General features: G+C 47.1%; 18 protein-coding genes and 1 pseudogene. 1 reads left to right on the top strand and 18 read right to left on the bottom strand.

Annotation, left to right across the window (positions count from 1 at the left end; genetic code table 11):
* Window positions 1-4 precede the first annotated feature (4 nt).
* The 18 genes from atpH to CIK04_RS02645 form a co-directional block, all read right to left on the bottom strand.
* On the bottom strand, window positions 5-538 hold the full coding sequence (gene atpH / locus CIK04_RS02555) for a F0F1 ATP synthase subunit delta (RefSeq protein WP_011079052.1): 534 nt from the start codon (window positions 536-538) through the stop codon (window positions 5-7).
* 14 nt (window positions 539-552) lie between these two features.
* Entirely contained in the window at window positions 553-1,023 is a 471-nt protein-coding gene (gene atpF, locus CIK04_RS02560) for a F0F1 ATP synthase subunit B (protein WP_011079051.1), read from the bottom strand.
* A 71-nt stretch (window positions 1,024-1,094) separates the two neighbouring features.
* The gene (gene atpE / locus CIK04_RS02565; RefSeq protein WP_011079050.1) at window positions 1,095-1,352 is read right to left on the bottom strand and encodes a F0F1 ATP synthase subunit C; all 258 of its coding nucleotides are present in this window, start codon (window positions 1,350-1,352) and stop codon (window positions 1,095-1,097) included.
* 52 nt (window positions 1,353-1,404) lie between these two features.
* A complete protein-coding gene (atpB, locus tag CIK04_RS02570; RefSeq protein WP_011079049.1) occupies window positions 1,405-2,217 on the bottom strand; it encodes a F0F1 ATP synthase subunit A in 813 nt (270 codons plus the stop codon).
* An 8-nt stretch (window positions 2,218-2,225) separates the two neighbouring features.
* The gene (locus tag CIK04_RS02575; protein WP_011151443.1) at window positions 2,226-2,615 is read right to left on the bottom strand and encodes a F0F1 ATP synthase subunit I; all 390 of its coding nucleotides are present in this window, start codon (window positions 2,613-2,615) and stop codon (window positions 2,226-2,228) included.
* A gap of 189 nt (window positions 2,616-2,804) precedes the next feature.
* Window positions 2,805-3,686: a ParB/RepB/Spo0J family partition protein gene (locus tag CIK04_RS02580; protein ID WP_011079047.1), complete on the bottom strand. Its 882-nt coding sequence runs from the start codon at window positions 3,684-3,686 to the stop codon at window positions 2,805-2,807.
* A 24-nt stretch (window positions 3,687-3,710) separates the two neighbouring features.
* Window positions 3,711-4,484: a ParA family protein gene (locus CIK04_RS02585; RefSeq protein ID WP_011079046.1), complete on the bottom strand. Its 774-nt coding sequence runs from the start codon at window positions 4,482-4,484 to the stop codon at window positions 3,711-3,713.
* A 10-nt stretch (window positions 4,485-4,494) separates the two neighbouring features.
* Window positions 4,495-5,130 (bottom strand): 16S rRNA (guanine(527)-N(7))-methyltransferase RsmG, encoded by a 636-nt coding sequence (gene rsmG / locus CIK04_RS02590; protein WP_017419848.1) that lies wholly within the window; start codon window positions 5,128-5,130, stop codon window positions 4,495-4,497.
* Window positions 5,127-7,025, bottom strand: coding sequence for a tRNA uridine-5-carboxymethylaminomethyl(34) synthesis enzyme MnmG (gene mnmG / locus CIK04_RS02595; protein ID WP_038940373.1), 1,899 nt, complete (start codon window positions 7,023-7,025; stop codon window positions 5,127-5,129). Before mnmG ends, rsmG begins: the two co-directional genes overlap by 4 nt.
* 468 nt (window positions 7,026-7,493) lie before the next feature.
* Window positions 7,494-7,928, bottom strand: a complete 435-nt coding sequence (gene mioC, locus CIK04_RS02605; RefSeq protein ID WP_017419846.1) for an FMN-binding protein MioC — start codon at window positions 7,926-7,928, stop codon at window positions 7,494-7,496.
* A gap of 47 nt (window positions 7,929-7,975) precedes the next feature.
* Complete coding sequence (mnmE, locus tag CIK04_RS02610; protein ID WP_039532950.1) at window positions 7,976-9,337, bottom strand: tRNA uridine-5-carboxymethylaminomethyl(34) synthesis GTPase MnmE; 1,362 nt, start codon at window positions 9,335-9,337, stop codon at window positions 7,976-7,978.
* A gap of 117 nt (window positions 9,338-9,454) precedes the next feature.
* Complete coding sequence (gene yidC, locus CIK04_RS02615; protein WP_097353387.1) at window positions 9,455-11,074, bottom strand: membrane protein insertase YidC; 1,620 nt, start codon at window positions 11,072-11,074, stop codon at window positions 9,455-9,457.
* 2 nt (window positions 11,075-11,076) lie between these two features.
* On the bottom strand, window positions 11,077-11,334 hold the full coding sequence (gene yidD / locus CIK04_RS02620) for a membrane protein insertion efficiency factor YidD (RefSeq protein ID WP_072599185.1): 258 nt from the start codon (window positions 11,332-11,334) through the stop codon (window positions 11,077-11,079).
* Complete coding sequence (gene rnpA / locus CIK04_RS02625; protein WP_013572637.1) at window positions 11,301-11,624, bottom strand: ribonuclease P protein component; 324 nt, start codon at window positions 11,622-11,624, stop codon at window positions 11,301-11,303. The genes yidD and rnpA overlap by 34 nt, the downstream gene beginning before the upstream one ends.
* A gap of 46 nt (window positions 11,625-11,670) precedes the next feature.
* Entirely contained in the window at window positions 11,671-11,811 is a 141-nt protein-coding gene (gene rpmH, locus CIK04_RS02630; protein WP_011079039.1) for a 50S ribosomal protein L34, read from the bottom strand.
* Window positions 11,812-12,038: 227 nt separating this feature from the next.
* Entirely contained in the window at window positions 12,039-12,776 is a 738-nt protein-coding gene (locus tag CIK04_RS02635) for an amino acid ABC transporter ATP-binding protein (protein WP_011149048.1), read from the bottom strand.
* On the bottom strand, window positions 12,773-13,444 hold the full coding sequence (locus tag CIK04_RS02640; RefSeq protein ID WP_097353386.1) for an amino acid ABC transporter permease: 672 nt from the start codon (window positions 13,442-13,444) through the stop codon (window positions 12,773-12,775). Before CIK04_RS02640 ends, CIK04_RS02635 begins: the two co-directional genes overlap by 4 nt.
* 79 nt (window positions 13,445-13,523) lie before the next feature.
* Window positions 13,524-14,276 carry an amino acid ABC transporter substrate-binding protein gene (locus tag CIK04_RS02645; protein ID WP_011149050.1) on the bottom strand — a complete coding sequence of 251 codons (753 nt, stop codon included), beginning with the start codon at window positions 14,274-14,276 and terminating at the stop codon, window positions 13,524-13,526.
* Window positions 14,277-14,586: 310 nt separating this feature from the next.
* Between CIK04_RS02645 and CIK04_RS02650 the strand changes: the two are divergent.
* Window positions 14,587-14,834 (top strand): annotated as a pseudogene (locus CIK04_RS02650) (DnaA N-terminal domain-containing protein); the annotation flags it as partial.

Genomic DNA, 14,834 nt, shown 5'->3' on the forward strand with positions numbered 1-14,834 from the left:
CCCATTAAGACTGCAATGCATCGCTCAGGCGATTCAGACGACCGCGAGCTGAGTTATCGATGACTAAGTCTCCGGCTCGAATTATCACCCCACCTAGTAGGGCCTCATCTACACTGCAATTCAGCTTAACTTTGCGCTCTAGACGCTGTTCAAGTTTCTGACTGATATTTGCACATTGTTCATCAGAAAGTTCGGTTGCAGAAATCACTTCTACATCAATCTCTTTCTCATGCTCTTTCTTCAAAACGAAGAACAGGGTACATACATCAGGAAGGGCCGCAAGACGACCATTCTCAGCCATCACCTTAAGAAGGTTTTGACCAAATTCATCCACTTGTTCGCCACAAATCGCAATAAACAGTTCAGCCAGTTTGTCGGCTGACATTGAGCCAGATAACAGCTCACTAATTTGTTCGTTTTGGGCTACTTCAGCAGCGAAAGACAACATTTGACCCCATTGGTCTAGTTGGCCTTTCTCTACCGCAAAGTCAAAGGCTGCTTTAGCATAGGGGCGCGCGATTGTTGTAAAATCAGCCATGTTCGCCCCCAAACTTAAAGTTTTGCAGTAATGTTATCGAGAATATCTTTGTGCGCATCTTTATCGATTGAACGCTCAAGGATTTTCTCTGCACCAGCTACAGCCAGAGTTGCAACTTGTTTGCGCAGTTCATCGCGTGCACGATTACGTTCAGCTTCAAGTTGAGCTTCCGCTTGCGCTAGGATTTTTTGACGTTCAGTCTGTGCATCCTCGCGAGCTTCATCCAAGATTTGAGCTTTACGTTTGTTCGCTTGTTCGATGATCTCAGTTGCTGTGCGCTTTGCTTCTTTCAATTGAGAAGAAGCATTAGCTTGTGCTAGATCCAAGTCTTTTGCAGCACGTTCTGCCGCTTGTAGACCGTCAGCAATTTTCTTCTGACGCTCTTCAATCGCTTGCATGATTGGTGGCCATACGTACTTCATACAGAACCACACAAACATAGCAAACGAGATTGCTTGACCTAGCAGAGTTGCGTTCATATTCACAACAGCTACCCCTCTATTCGGAATTAGTGTTCATCAAGGACACGCTGACGCATGCCGCTCAATACCGATGATTAACCAGCTAATTGACCTACGAATGGGTTTGCAAACGTGAATAGAAGTGCGATTACGATACCGATCATTGGAACCGCATCAAGTAGACCAGCGATGATGAACATCTTAACTTGAAGCATAGGAGCCATTTCTGGTTGACGAGCAGCACCTTCTAGGAATTTACCACCTAGAACCGCGAAGCCTACTGCAGTACCTAGAGCACACAGACCAACGATGATTGCTACTGCGATTGCAGAAAAGCTTAGTACAGTTTCCATTACTATCTCCAATTATAGCGATTAACTAAAAGTCTAATAAGAATAAACAAAATTAATGATCACTGTCTTCGTGAGCCATTGACATATATACGATTGTCAACATCATAAACACGAAGGCCTGAATCAGGATTACCAGAATATGGAAGATCGCCCATGGTAGCGAGCCCATCCATTGTAGATACCATGGTAGCATTGCCGCACAAAGAATAAATACAACCTCACCAGCGAACATGTTACCGAATAGACGCATACCAAGAGAAAGAGGTTTCGCCAATAGCGATACCACTTCGATTAGTAGGTTGAACGGAATCATTGTCCAATGGTTGAATGGGTGTAAAGCCAATTCTCTTGCAAAGCCACCTAGACCTTTCACTTTGATGCTGTAATAGATCATCAGAGCGAATACGCCTAGTGCCATAGCCATGGTGATATTCACATCAGCTGAAGGTACTACTTTCAAGTAAGGAATACCGAGCCAATGCTCTGCCGGGTATGGAAGGAAATCGATTGGAACTAAGTCCATCAAGTTCATCAAAAATACCCAACAAAAGATAGTCAGTGCTAGAGGTGCAATCAGCGGGTTGCGTCCATGGAACGTATCTTTGACGTTTGTCGCGACAAATTCTACGATCATTTCAACAGCACACTGAAGCTTACCTGGTACACCGGCTGTTGTTTTTCGAGCTACAGCGTAAAAAATTCCGAGGAAAATTAACCCTGTAAACCAAGAAAAAAACAGACTATCGATATGTACGTTCCAGAAACTCGACTCTTCCGCCACTAGCCCCAACTTGTAAGTTGAAAGGTTAGTAAGGTGGTGAGTGATGTAACCGGAAGGTGTTAGCGCTTCACCTGGCGCAGCCATAACTCATCCTATTTTTTGTTGTTAATGAATAGCGCTGGCGCAAAGATATTAATACCAAGAACCAGCAAATAGGTTAGTTTCAGGGGAACAAGTTCCACCTGCATATACATGTAGGCGACAGAAAACAGCACTACTGTAATGAGAATTTTCAGCGCTTCACCCGTGTAGAAAGAGATAGCAACGTACTTTGACGCTCTCGCTCCTACAAACAAGAATGCACACACAGAAAATACTGCATTGGCGACAACAAAAATGCCGCCGCCTATCAGCGAGGAAAATCCCCACTCAGCATTCACAGCCAAAGCCACTCCTGCTGCCACAAAAATAACCGCGCCGGACTCGATCATTAACAATTGCTTTGCAAGCTCTCGTCCTGGCCTAGCCAACGCAGCTACCATGTATTCGTACCTCTAGTAAATCCCACGGCTCCTCCGTTTTTGAGGGTCTGGGAAGTTGCGGAAAATTATACGGTGAGTCCAACTGATTGCAATTAAAACGCAGCAAAAACTTACAGTTTTGTTTACAAACCGACAACTTTCGTACAAAAATTGCTTTTTTACATAATTGACCTAAATCAATTATCTCATTTAGCTCTCTAGCTTGGCAATTAGTTGCTCTAATTTGTGAGGCTCATCAATACTTATCGTCAATTTGGCTTTTCCATTGCCATTTCTCACTAAAGAAACCTTTGCTCCCAACGTTTCACTTAGTTTTTGTGATATTTGTTGTGTTTCTTCATCTTTTGGCTGATTTTTTTCTTCAACCTTAGGTGTGAGACATTTTTTTACCAACTGCTCAGTTTGACGAACCGTGAGCGCTTTGCTGGCGACCTGCTGAGCCACTTCCACTTGTTGCTCGCCTTCCAACGCTAGCAATGCGCGGGCATGACCCATATCGAGCAGTTTCTGTGCAACAAACTGTTTTACTTCTAGCTCCAAGCCATTCAGTCGAAGCAGGTTGCTCACCGCGGTGCGTGACTTACCAATCACATCCGCTACTTGCTGATGGGTCAGAGAAAACTCGTCTTGCAATCGCTCAAGTGCTTGCGCCTCTTCGATCACATTAAGATCTTCGCGCTGAATATTTTCGATCAACGCCATGGCGATAGCTGCACGATCTTCGACATGTTTGATCAAGCAAGGGACGCGTTTTAACCCTGCGAGCTTAGCCGCTCGCCAACGTCGCTCACCAGCAATGATCTCAAAATGGCCATCTTGCACCGGTCGAACCACGATCGGCTGAATAATGCCTTGCGACTGAATCGAGGCCGTCAATTCTTCCAACGCCTGTGGTGACATGTCTTTTCGTGGTTGGTATACCCCAGGTTGCAACTGACCTACCGCAATATCGGTCAACTCTCCTTCAGCGGAAAGAGCCTGACTCTGAGTGGCGATATGTTGTTTCTCACGAGCTAATGAACTGGTAGACAACAGTGCATCCAGCCCCTTTCCTAGACCACGCTTAGACATTGGTATGAATTCCTTTGGTGAAGGTTAAACTGGGATTTCTTCTCGACGCAGCATTTCTCCTGCAAGCGCTAAATACGCTTTTGAGCCTGCAGAGTGTTTGTCGTAGTACATTGCTGGTTTCCCATGACTTGGCGCTTCTGCTAAACGCACGTTTCGTGGGATCACAGTACGGTAGACTTTACTGCCGAAATGCTTTTTGAGTTGATCGGAGACTTCATTAGACAGGCGGTTGCGAGGATCGTACATGGTACGCAACAATCCCTCGATTTTGAGTTTGTCGTTCACCACTGCCGCCAACTTACTAATGGTATCCATAAGAGCCGTTAAACCTTCTAATGCAAAATATTCACATTGCATTGGCACCAGCACGGAATCCGCCGCAGCCATGGCATTGATTGTAAGAAGGTTTAAAGAAGGAGGACAATCAATAAAGATGAAATCATAGTTATCGCGAACTGACGCTAAGGCGTTCTTAAGACGGACTTCTCGCGCGAACACTTCCATCAATTTGATTTCTGCGGCGGTGACGTCGCCATTCGCCGCAATCAGGTCATATTTTCCGGTGGTCGTCTTGCACACCACTTGGTCAAATGGGGTTTCTTCAACCAGCAAGTCGTACGCGGTGGCATCCACCATGTATTTGTCCACACCACTCGCCATCGTAGCGTTACCTTGTGGGTCCAAATCTATCACCAATACTTTGCGTTTGGTTGCGGCCATTGACGCTGCTAGATTGACACACGTTGTTGTCTTACCCACACCACCTTTCTGGTTGGCAATTGCTACTATTTTACCCACGATGACCTCGCTAATTATCCTTGCGCGATAAGATTACTAGATGGCGATCCCCTTCCAACTCAGGAACAGTCAAAGATATGATCTCCGTCACACTGCACCACTCAGGAAGCTGATCAATTTCATCTTTAGGGTGCAGTCCCTTTAGAGCAAGGAAGACACCTTGACCCGTTTTCGGTAGATGATGACACCACTCCACCATATCTGTCATTGAAGCAAATGCGCGACTTAGAACACCATCAAATTTTTCTTCTGGCTGGAACTCTTCGACACGACTTTGCACCGTGGTCACATTTTCAATCTTTAATTCATGGAGAACTTGTTTGATAAAGCGAATGCGCTTACCCAAGCTGTCCAACAAAAAGAACGTTTTCTCTGGATGCATGATCGCCAACGGAATACCAGGCAATCCAGGTCCAGTACCCACATCGATAAAACGCTCACCGTCAAGGTGAGGCGCTACTACGATGCTATCGAGAATATGTTTCACCAGCATGTCTTGCGGATCACGCACAGAGGTCAGATTGTAAGCTTTGTTCCACTTATTTAGCAGTTCCACATAACCCAACAGTTGTTCACGTTGACGTTCACTGACCTGCAAATCGGTTTGCGCGATTAAAGCGTCCAGTTTTTGGCGAAGAGCACTCATGCGTTTTCTTCTCCCACTTTCAACATGCCGATTTTCTTTAAGTGAACCAACAAAATCGAAATGGCCGCAGGCGTAATACCAGAAATGCGTGATGCAATCCCCAATGTCTCGGGCTTGGCGGTGTTGAGTTTAAGTACCACCTCGTTGGATAAGCCTTTCACATCGCTGTAATCAAGATCCGCTGGCAATTTGGTGTGTTCATGACGCAGGGATTTTTCAATCTCATCTTGCTGACGCTTGATGTAGCCTTCGTATTTCACTTGAATTTCCACTTGTTCCGCGGCTTCAAGATCGTCGATTGCAGGCGCAAAAGCGGTCAATGAAGTGAGCTGTTCATAAGTCATCTCAGGGCGACGAAGAAGATCTTCACCGCTGGCTTCACGGTTCATTGGTGTTTTCAATAATTGGTTAAGCTCGTCAATACCAGCAGAAGTCGGATTCATCCACGTCGATTTCAGACGTTGGCGCTCTTGTTCCATGTTATCGATCTTCTGGTTGAAACGAGCCCAACGAGCATCATCAACCAAGCCGAGTTCACGTGCTTTTTCTGTCAAACGCAAATCAGCGTTGTCTTCACGCAGTAACAAGCGGTGTTCCGCGCGCGATGTGAACATACGGTACGGTTCTTTGGTACCCATGGTTGAGAGATCGTCAATCAATACGCCCATGTAGGCTTGATCTCGACGTGGGCTCCAACCTTCTTTCTCTTGGCTGAACAGGCTGGCATTGAGACCCGCCATCAAACCTTGTGCGGCCGCTTCTTCGTAGCCAGTCGTGCCGTTAATTTGGCCAGCAAAGAACAAACCTTGGATAAACTTGGTTTCGTAAGTCTGTTTCAAGTCACGTGGATCGAAGAAATCGTATTCAATTGCGTAACCAGGGCGGACAATGTGCGCGTTTTCAAACCCTTTCATCGAACGAACAATCTGCACTTGCACATCAAATGGCAAGCTGGTGGAGATCCCGTTTGGATACAATTCGTGAGTCGTTAAACCCTCTGGTTCGATGAAGATCTGATGGCTGTTCTTATCGGCAAAACGCATCACTTTGTCTTCGATAGAAGGACAGTAACGAGGGCCAATACCTTCGATGATGCCAGCATACATTGGACTACGATCGAGGTTGTTACGAATCACCTCATGCGTCTGTTCATTGGTATGGGTAATGAAACAAGGAATTTGACGTGGGTGATGGGTGCGATCGCCCATAAAAGAGAATACCGGCGTTGGATTGTCACCGTGTTGTGCTTCTAACACAGAAAAATCTACACTACGTGCATCGATACGTGGTGGTGTACCCGTTTTGAGTCGATCGACTCTAAATGGCAGTTCGCGCAGACGATCGGCCAACGCGATCGAAGGAGGATCCCCTGCGCGTCCACCAGAAGAGCTTTGCAAACCGATGTGGATCTTTCCGCCAAGGAAAGTTCCTACTGTCAGAACAACCGCTTTGGCATGGAACTTTAATCCCATTTGCGTGATCACACCACGAACTTGATCCTGTTCGACAATTAAGTCATCCACTGCTTGTTGGAACAGGGTCAGATTCGGCGCATTTTCGAGAAAATCACGCACGTAAGCTTTATAAAGCGCTCGGTCGGCTTGTGCACGTGTTGCTCTCACTGCTGGCCCTTTCGAGGCGTTTAGTGTTCTAAACTGAATACCCGCGTGATCGATCGCTTGCGCCATCAAACCACCCATCGCATCCACTTCTTTGACCAAATGCCCTTTACCAATACCACCAATGGCTGGGTTACAAGACATCTGGCCCAAGGTATCGATATTGTGCGTGAGTAATAAGGTCTTCTGACCGGTGCGTGCTGATGCGAGTGCGGCTTCCGTTCCTGCGTGTCCGCCACCGACAACAATGACGTCAAATGTTTCGTGATAAAGCATGAACTGACCTCAGGTATTCAAAGGATTCAACAGTGAGAGAAAAAGAGCGATATTCTACCTTCTTTTGTGGATGAGTGAAAATTGTTTTCGTCTCGCGAATCACGAGATCATCCCACTAAATATATATAAAGATCTTTATATATGATCTTTTATTGGATCTATTATTAGGATCGAGGTGATCTGTGGATAAGTTAAAAATGATCAACAAGATCATGGATCTTATTTGGATCATATCGTGTGATCATGATTTGATCTACACAAGGATTACCTGGGATCAAAATGGAGGGTTATGCACAGGGGTCGCTAAGTGTAAAAGTTATTATTTGGATAACTATAGGAAAAACACTGGATCTTCTCTATTTTATCCACAGATGGATCGTGTGATTTTTCGGCGAATTGGCGATGGGATTTGTAGAAAGGTTATTCACAGAGGGGAAAAGCGAGGGAGTGCTTCCCCCGCAATAGACATCAAAACTGCTCGATATGTTGCTTTAGCCAAACTTCGGCAGCGTCTTCTGGTACGGTATGGCTGAGCACATCAATGGTCAGGCATTGAGTGATCGCAGTGGCGCCAATGTCAGTCAGTAACGCGTGAGCGTGCAAACCCGCGGCACAAAACGTGTCGTAACTGGAGTCTCCAATTGCCACAACAGCATAGCGAACATCACTCATTTTCGGTGGGGTCGTTTGCAGAGCGTGGATAAAAGGCTGAATGTTGTCTGGGTATTCGCCTGCGCCATGTGTAGAGGTGATGATCAACCAAGTACCTTGATTAGGGATTTCGCTCAACTGAGGGTGATTGTGAATGGTGGTTTCAAACCCAGCCTCTTGCAGTAGGTCGCTCAAGTGATCGCCCACGTATTCTGCGCCACCGAGTGTGCTGCCTGTGATGATGTGAATCATAGTATGTCCTTAAATGAAAAAGCGCAGCCAATGGCCACGCTTTGAAGTTATTTTCCGATACAGAATGAGGAGAAAATACGTCCGAGCAAATCGTCGGAGCTAAACTCGCCCGTGATCTCGTTGAGATGCTGCTGAGCGATGCGGAGTTCTTCTGCAAGGATTTCTCCGGCCATGTACCCTTCCAATTGTTCTTGGCCAATCAGCAGGTGCTCTGCGGCGCGCTGAAGTGCATCCAGATGTCGGCGTCTTGCCATAAAGCCGCCTTCGGTGTTGCCAGAAAAGCCCATGCAAGCCTTTAGGTGATTACGCAACGCTTCAACACCGCCTCCTGTCTTAGCTGATAGGCGAATCAACGTTGGTTGGCTTACGTGGCAGATCCCCAATTGTTCTTGGGTTTGATCGGCTTTGTTGCGGATCACGGTAATGCCGATTTGCTCGGGTAGGCGGTCAATAAAGTCTGGCCAGATCTCTTTGGGATCGGTGGCGTCGGTGGTGGTGCCATCGACCATGAAGAGTACGCGATCGGCTTGACGGATCTCATCCCAAGCGCGCTCGATACCGATTTTTTCCACTTCGTCTGAAGCATCACGCAGACCAGCCGTATCGATGATGTGCAGCGGCATACCATCGATATGGATGTGCTCACGGAGGACATCACGTGTGGTGCCAGCAATGTCGGTGACAATCGCGGAATCCTTACCTGATAGCGCATTCAGTAGGCTGGATTTGCCAGCGTTCGGACGGCCCGCAATCACCACTTTCATCCCTTCACGCATGATTGCGCCTTGGTTGGCTTCTTTGCGCACCGCATCTAAGTTGTCGATGATGGCTTGCAGATCGCCCGCCACTTTACCATCGGCTAAAAAGTCGATTTCCTCTTCTGGAAAATCGATGGCCGCTTCAACGTAGATGCGCAGATGGATGAGAGATTCCACCAGCGTATGAATTCGCTTAGAAAATTGCCCTTGTAGCGATTGGAGTGCCGATTTAGCCGCTTCTTCGGAGCTCGCGTCAATCAGGTCTGCGATCGCCTCTGCTTGTGTGAGGTCCATCTTATCGTTAAGGAAGGCTCGCTCAGAAAACTCCCCAGGTCTTGCTGGACGAACACCAGAGATGGTCAGGATGCGTTTAATCAGCATGTCCATCACCACGGGGCCACCGTGGCCTTGCAACTCAAGGACATCTTCGCCAGTAAATGAATGAGGATTGGGGAAGAACAGTGCGATCCCTTGGTCAAGTTCACTGCCATCTTGGGCTTTAAAAGGGATATATTCAGCGTAGCGTGGCTTCAACGTCTTCCCTGTGACTTCCAAGGCAACTTGAGCGGCTTGTGGGCCTGAGACACGAATAATCCCGACCCCACCTCTGCCCGGCGCTGTAGCCTGGGCGACAATCGTATCTGTTGTCATAAATGAGCCTATCGTTTTAACGACCATTTGTCTGGTCAGTGAATCAATTAGCTGAATTGTAATCAGCCGAAAACAAAAAGGCGACCTTTTGGCCGCCTTTCTTTACTCTGTTGTCACTTACTTAGTGTGTAAGCCTTTTTTCTCCAGTGCTTTGTAAATCAAAGACTGCTGGATCAGAGTAACGATGTTCGATACTAGCCAGTATAGAACCAGACCTGATGGGAACCATAGGAAGAAGAAGGTAAACATCACCGGCATAAAGGTCATGATCTTCTGCTGCATAGGATCGGTCACAGTCGTTGGGCTCATCTTCTGAATTAGGAACATTGAACCACCCATCAATAGCGGCAGGATGAAGTATGGGTCCTGTGCTGAAAGGTCGTGAATCCATAGGATGAACGGCGAGTGACGCAGCTCAACCGATTCCATCAATGCCCAGTACAGAGCGATGAAGATAGGCATCTGCAGAATGAGAGGAAGACAACCACCGAGTGGGTTAACTTTCTCTTTCTTGTACAGTTCCATCATCTCTTGGCTCATGCGCTGACGGTCATCACCGATGCGCTCACGCATTGCTTGCAGCTTAGGCTGTAGCATGCGCATTTTGGCCATTGAGGTGTACTGTGCTTTCGTCAGTGGGTACATTGCACCACGAACGATGAAGGTTAGACAGATGATCGCCACACCCCAGTTACCCACAACGCTTTGGATAACAGACAGTAGCCAATGCAGTGGTTTCGCGATGAACCACAACCAGCCGTAATCGACAACCAAGTCAAGGTTTGGTGCGACTTCTGCCATTTGGTCTTGCAGTTTAGGACCTGCCCAAAGGGTTGCCGTGAAGTGTGCGCTATCGCCATCAGCAACCGTTTTGTTTGGCATACGAACGCCAATGTCGCCCATATTGCCAATCACGCGAGTGTACAGGTTTGCACCTGGTTCGTTGCGCGGGATCCACGCCGCAGCGAAGTAGTGCTGGATCATTGCTGCCCAACCTTGACCATTGGCCAGAGTAAGAGACAGATTGCGATCTTGCATATCTTCGAAGCTGTATTTTTTGTAACGAGTATCTTCAGTTGAGTAAGCACCGCCACGGTAGGTTGGCATGGTGATGCTGCCGCCTGCGTCCATCAGATTTTGACGTAGGTGCGCGTACATGCCTAACGTTGCGTTGTTACCTGATTTGTTGATGACATCGAACTCAACGTCAATCGCGTAGCTACCACGTTTTAGGATAAAGGTTTTGGTGTACTCCAAGCCATTCGCTTGGTAGGTCATTGGAATACGTAATTCGTTTTGATCGTCAGCTAACGTAAAGCTGTCCGCGCTCACTTGGTAGCTTGGACGATTGTTGCTGCTTAGGTCGATGCCTTGTGGGCCAACCAGACCACTTTGTGCGATGAATTGATGACCTTGAGCGTCTCTAAGAAGCTCGAAGGCATTCGCAGAATTGAGTTCTGCAGAATATTGGTTCAAATCCGCAGCCACTACATCACCACCAACAGTGTCGATTGACAGAGTCAACACATCCGTTGTTACCGTGATGAGTTTTGCTGACGCTTGTTGCGCTGGCGCTGGGTCCAGTTCATCAGCAAAAGATGGTGCAGGTAAAGTGCTGCTTGTTTGAGCCTGTTCAACGGCTTGAGGGGCTGGGTTCTTTGCAACTTGCCACTGTTGGAACAGCAAGAAAGAAACCAGCGCCAGAAGCAGGACCAGGAGAGTACGTTGAGAATCCATCGTTATTTATCTCTGTCTTGTTTTTGGACTGGTGGAACGGGGTCAAAGCCCCCTTCATTCAAAGGGTGGCATTTTAATAGACGTTTGCCTGATAACCAACACCCTTTTACAAAACCGTGAGCTTTCAACGCTTCTATGGCATATGTAGAACAGGTTGGAGTAAAACGACAGCGCGGTCCAAGGAGAGGACTGATAAGACCTTGATAAAGACGGACGAGTCCGATTGTTAACCACGCGAGGGGCGAGACAGGCGATGCCATAGCTTATCAAACAACTTAAACAGTTCCTCATTGCTCAAATCTTGCGCGCTTTTCTTGGCGATCACAACAAAATCTTTATTGGGAAGTTGATGTTGTGTGTTACGAAAGCTTTCACGGGCTAGGCGTTTGAATCGGTTGCGACCAACGGCAGTTTTGATTTGCTTCTTGGGTACAGCCAAGCCTAAACGAGGATGAGAAAGGTTATTATTGCGAGCAATGATAGTGAAATGAGGAGAGCCAGCTCGATGAGCTTGCTGAAAGACGTTTTGATAATGCTCGGGAGTTAACAAACGTAACTCCCGATTGAACGCGTACGTATTCAAAATAAGCTAATGATTATTTTGACAGGCGCGCACGGCCTTTCGCACGACGTGCATTGATTACTTTACGACCGTTCTTAGTCGCCATGCGTGCACGGAAACCGTGAGTACGCTTGCGCTTTAGAACTGAAGGTTGAAAAGTGCGTTTAGTAGCCATTGTTATTACCTTTACTGATCAGTAGTTTTAGGTTCTAAGTTAACCCGGCGTGGGTCTGTTTTCTTCTCTATATAAAGAAGAGTTCACCGACGCCTCTCAACAAAGAGGCGGAATTGTAATCACAGTCACACAAAGTGTCAATCTTTGTGGTGTATCAACAAATCCGCCGGGCGATTATACGGAGTGTGAGTAAAATCTCAAGGATCTCACGATCTTTGTCGGGATCTTTACTCCATTCCTACTTGGCGTAGGAATTTTTGTAAGCGAGGATCCTGTGGATTTCCAAAGATATCCTGTGGAGATCCCTGCTCAACAATCTTGCCTTCCGCCATAAAGATCACGCGATCCGCCACTTCTCGGGCAAATTGCATCTCATGGGTGACCACCAGCATCGTTTGATGTTGGTTGGCTAACTTCTTCATTAAAGAGAGTACTTCTCCGACCCATTCAGGATCCAATGCCGAAGTTGGCTCATCAAAAAGCAACAGTTCGGGTTGCAGTGCCATGGCGCGGCCAATACCGACGCGTTGTTGCTGGCCACCAGAGAGGGCCGCCGGGTAGCTGTCGCCTTTTTCTCCTAGACCAATGTCATCTAAGATTTGCTGCGCGCGCTTCAGAGCGTCTTCTTTTTTCCAGCCGCGAACGGTGATCAAACCCTCGGCAATATTTTGTCGCGCCGTCATGTGGGCAAATAACGCGTAGTTTTGAAACACGAAACCAGTGCGGCGGCGCAGCGCAAGCACTTCGGCTTTGGTGTGTTGTTGGCTATCGACGCTGATGTCATCAATGGTGATTTTGCCTTGGTCTGCTTGCTCTAGAAAGTTAACACAGCGCAGCAAGGTGGACTTGCCAGTCCCGCTTGAACCAATGATGACGATGATTTCACCTTGGTTGATGGTCAGATCAATGCCTTTGAGTACTTCTGTATCGCCAAAGCGTTTGTGGATATTGTCTAATTTGATCATCTCGCATACGCCTTATTCAGTTTGTTCTCGGCCCAAATTTGTACTCGGGTTAGCACCAGTACCACACCCCAATAGATGAGTGCGACGGCCAAAAATGCTTCAAAGAAGCGGAAGCTCGACGAGGCTTCCATTTGCGCCTTAGCCATGATTTCCGCCACGCCGAGCGTAAAAGCTAACGAGGTGGATTTGATCATGTCGATGAAGTAGTTCATTAATGACGGTAAAGCGACGCGAGTGGCTTGTGGCAAAATAATGCGGCGCATTGCTTGAGTAGTGGTCATGCCGACTGACAAGCTGGCTTCCATCTGGCTACGGTCAATGCCAATAATCGCGGCGCGAATGCTTTCTGCCATGTAGGCAGCAAAATGCAATGTTAAACCGATAACAGCGGCACTGAACGCGTCGAGTCCAACCATGATTGGGAAGATCTGAGGTAAGCCATAGTAAAGCAAGAACAGTTGTACCAGCAGCGGAGTGCCACGGAAAAAACTGATGTAGAGTTGGCTGAGTGGATCGAGGATGGGGACGCGGAACACACGAATATTGGCCAGTATTACCGCCAAGACCAAAGAGAAAACCAGACCAATAATCGCCATTTCCATGGTGGTGCCGAGGTATTTGAGCAGAATCGGCAGTAGCTCTAGCATGTAGTTAAAATCAAATCCCATACCAGTTACCCTTAAAGAAAACAAAAGGTGGAATCGCAAATTCCACCTTAAAAGAAAGCTGTGACGAGCAGTATTCGCTTTATTTGGTGATATCTGCACCAAACCATTTGATTGAGATTTGCTCAACCGTACCGTCTGCGCGCATCTCAGCAAGGGCTTTGTTGACTTCACCTTGCAGCTTCACGCCACGTTCGTTGTTCACAAATGGCCATGCGTTAGCGATGGTTTCAAACGGTTCACCTGCCAATTGTAGTGGCAAACCGGTTTTCTTGATCAGTTCTAGCGCTGACAGACGATCCATCACGAATGCATCGGCGCGTCCCAAGGCGACATCATGTTCAATACCGGTATCGTAAGTCTTGATATTGATTTTGCCGTCTTTATCGTAATCGCGTAATAGCTGTTCAAAGTTTGAGCCAAGGTTGACCGCAACGGTTTTACCTGCAAGGTCTGCAACGCCTTTGATGCTGTCATTGCCCTTGCGTACGGTGATCTGAGCGCCGTCTACCACATATGGGTCAGCAAAAAGGTATTTGGCTTTGCGCGCATCCGTCATGGTGATTTGGTTGGAAATGGTATCGATGCGACCCGTTTCAAGCAAACCAAACAGACCTGAGAAGTTTGCGGTTACGTATTCGACTTTGTAGCCATTACGCTTACCAATCTCATCCCACATATCTACTTCAAAACCTTGCAGTTGGTCTTGCTTTACAAAGGTGAATGGGAAGTAGCGGCCAGACATGCCCACTTTAACCACTTCTTCGGCAACCGCCTGAAAAGTTGCTGCAGAAAGCGCGATGGCAGCAATACTCGCTTTAATCCAGTTATTCATCTTGTGACTCCTTATCTTTATGGGAGGTGATGTTAATGTGATTTATCTCAATAGAATAAATAACTAGTTGTTATTAACCATAACCAGATGAACAGTCTATTTTGGGGATAAATCGCCAAGATCCGTGGAAAAGTGGATCGTCTTGTGGGTAATCATTGGGCAAGGTGTGTTGATCCGCAAAATCAAGCGAATTATTGTGAATAACTTGGATCTTATTCACTGGATCGTCGATCAATCGCTGGCGATCTTGGTTATCTAACAGGTAAAATTGCCAATCTTTCAGATTAATTTCGTACTCAGTGGGGGCACCGTGTCATCTTCGCTTTGGTTGCAGTGTATGCAACGGCTTCAAGAAGAGCTACCAGCTACAGAATTCAGTATGTGGGTTCGCCCGTTACAAGCGGAGCTCAATGTACAATACGCTCACTCTGTTCGCCCCAAACCGCTTTGTGTTGGATTGGGATGCGAGACAAATACCTCAATAGCATTAATCGTTTACTGCAAGAATATTGCGGTCATGATATTCCTAACTTGCGTTTTGAAGTCGGCAGTCGACGT

It is taken from the genome of Vibrio sp. 03_296, assembly GCF_002265885.1.

Excerpts from the sequence above, each read along its gene's own strand:
- atpH (WP_011079052.1), bottom strand. The coding sequence starts at position 538 with ATGGCTGATTTTACAACAATCGCGCGCCCCTATGCTAAAGCAGCCTTT.
- atpE (WP_011079050.1), bottom strand. The coding sequence starts at position 1,352 with ATGGAAACTGTACTAAGCTTTTCTGCAATCGCAGTAGCAATCATCGTT.
- atpB (WP_011079049.1), bottom strand. The coding sequence starts at position 2,217 with ATGGCTGCGCCAGGTGAAGCGCTAACACCTTCCGGTTACATCACTCAC.
- CIK04_RS02575 (WP_011151443.1), bottom strand. The coding sequence starts at position 2,615 with ATGGTAGCTGCGTTGGCTAGGCCAGGACGAGAGCTTGCAAAGCAATTG.
- CIK04_RS02580 (WP_011079047.1), bottom strand. The coding sequence starts at position 3,686 with ATGTCTAAGCGTGGTCTAGGAAAGGGGCTGGATGCACTGTTGTCTACC.
- rsmG (WP_017419848.1), bottom strand. The coding sequence starts at position 5,130 with ATGAGTGCTCTTCGCCAAAAACTGGACGCTTTAATCGCGCAAACCGAT.
- mnmG (WP_038940373.1), bottom strand. The coding sequence starts at position 7,025 with ATGCTTTATCACGAAACATTTGACGTCATTGTTGTCGGTGGCGGACAC.
- mioC (WP_017419846.1), bottom strand. The coding sequence starts at position 7,928 with ATGATTCACATCATCACAGGCAGCACACTCGGTGGCGCAGAATACGTG.
- mnmE (WP_039532950.1), bottom strand. The coding sequence starts at position 9,337 with ATGACAACAGATACGATTGTCGCCCAGGCTACAGCGCCGGGCAGAGGT.
- yidC (WP_097353387.1), bottom strand. The coding sequence starts at position 11,074 with ATGGATTCTCAACGTACTCTCCTGGTCCTGCTTCTGGCGCTGGTTTCT.
- yidD (WP_072599185.1), bottom strand. The coding sequence starts at position 11,334 with ATGGCATCGCCTGTCTCGCCCCTCGCGTGGTTAACAATCGGACTCGTC.
- rpmH (WP_011079039.1), bottom strand. The coding sequence starts at position 11,811 with ATGGCTACTAAACGCACTTTTCAACCTTCAGTTCTAAAGCGCAAGCGT.
- CIK04_RS02635 (WP_011149048.1), bottom strand. The coding sequence starts at position 12,776 with ATGATCAAATTAGACAATATCCACAAACGCTTTGGCGATACAGAAGTA.
- CIK04_RS02640 (WP_097353386.1), bottom strand. The coding sequence starts at position 13,444 with ATGGGATTTGATTTTAACTACATGCTAGAGCTACTGCCGATTCTGCTC.
- CIK04_RS02645 (WP_011149050.1), bottom strand. The coding sequence starts at position 14,276 with ATGAATAACTGGATTAAAGCGAGTATTGCTGCCATCGCGCTTTCTGCA.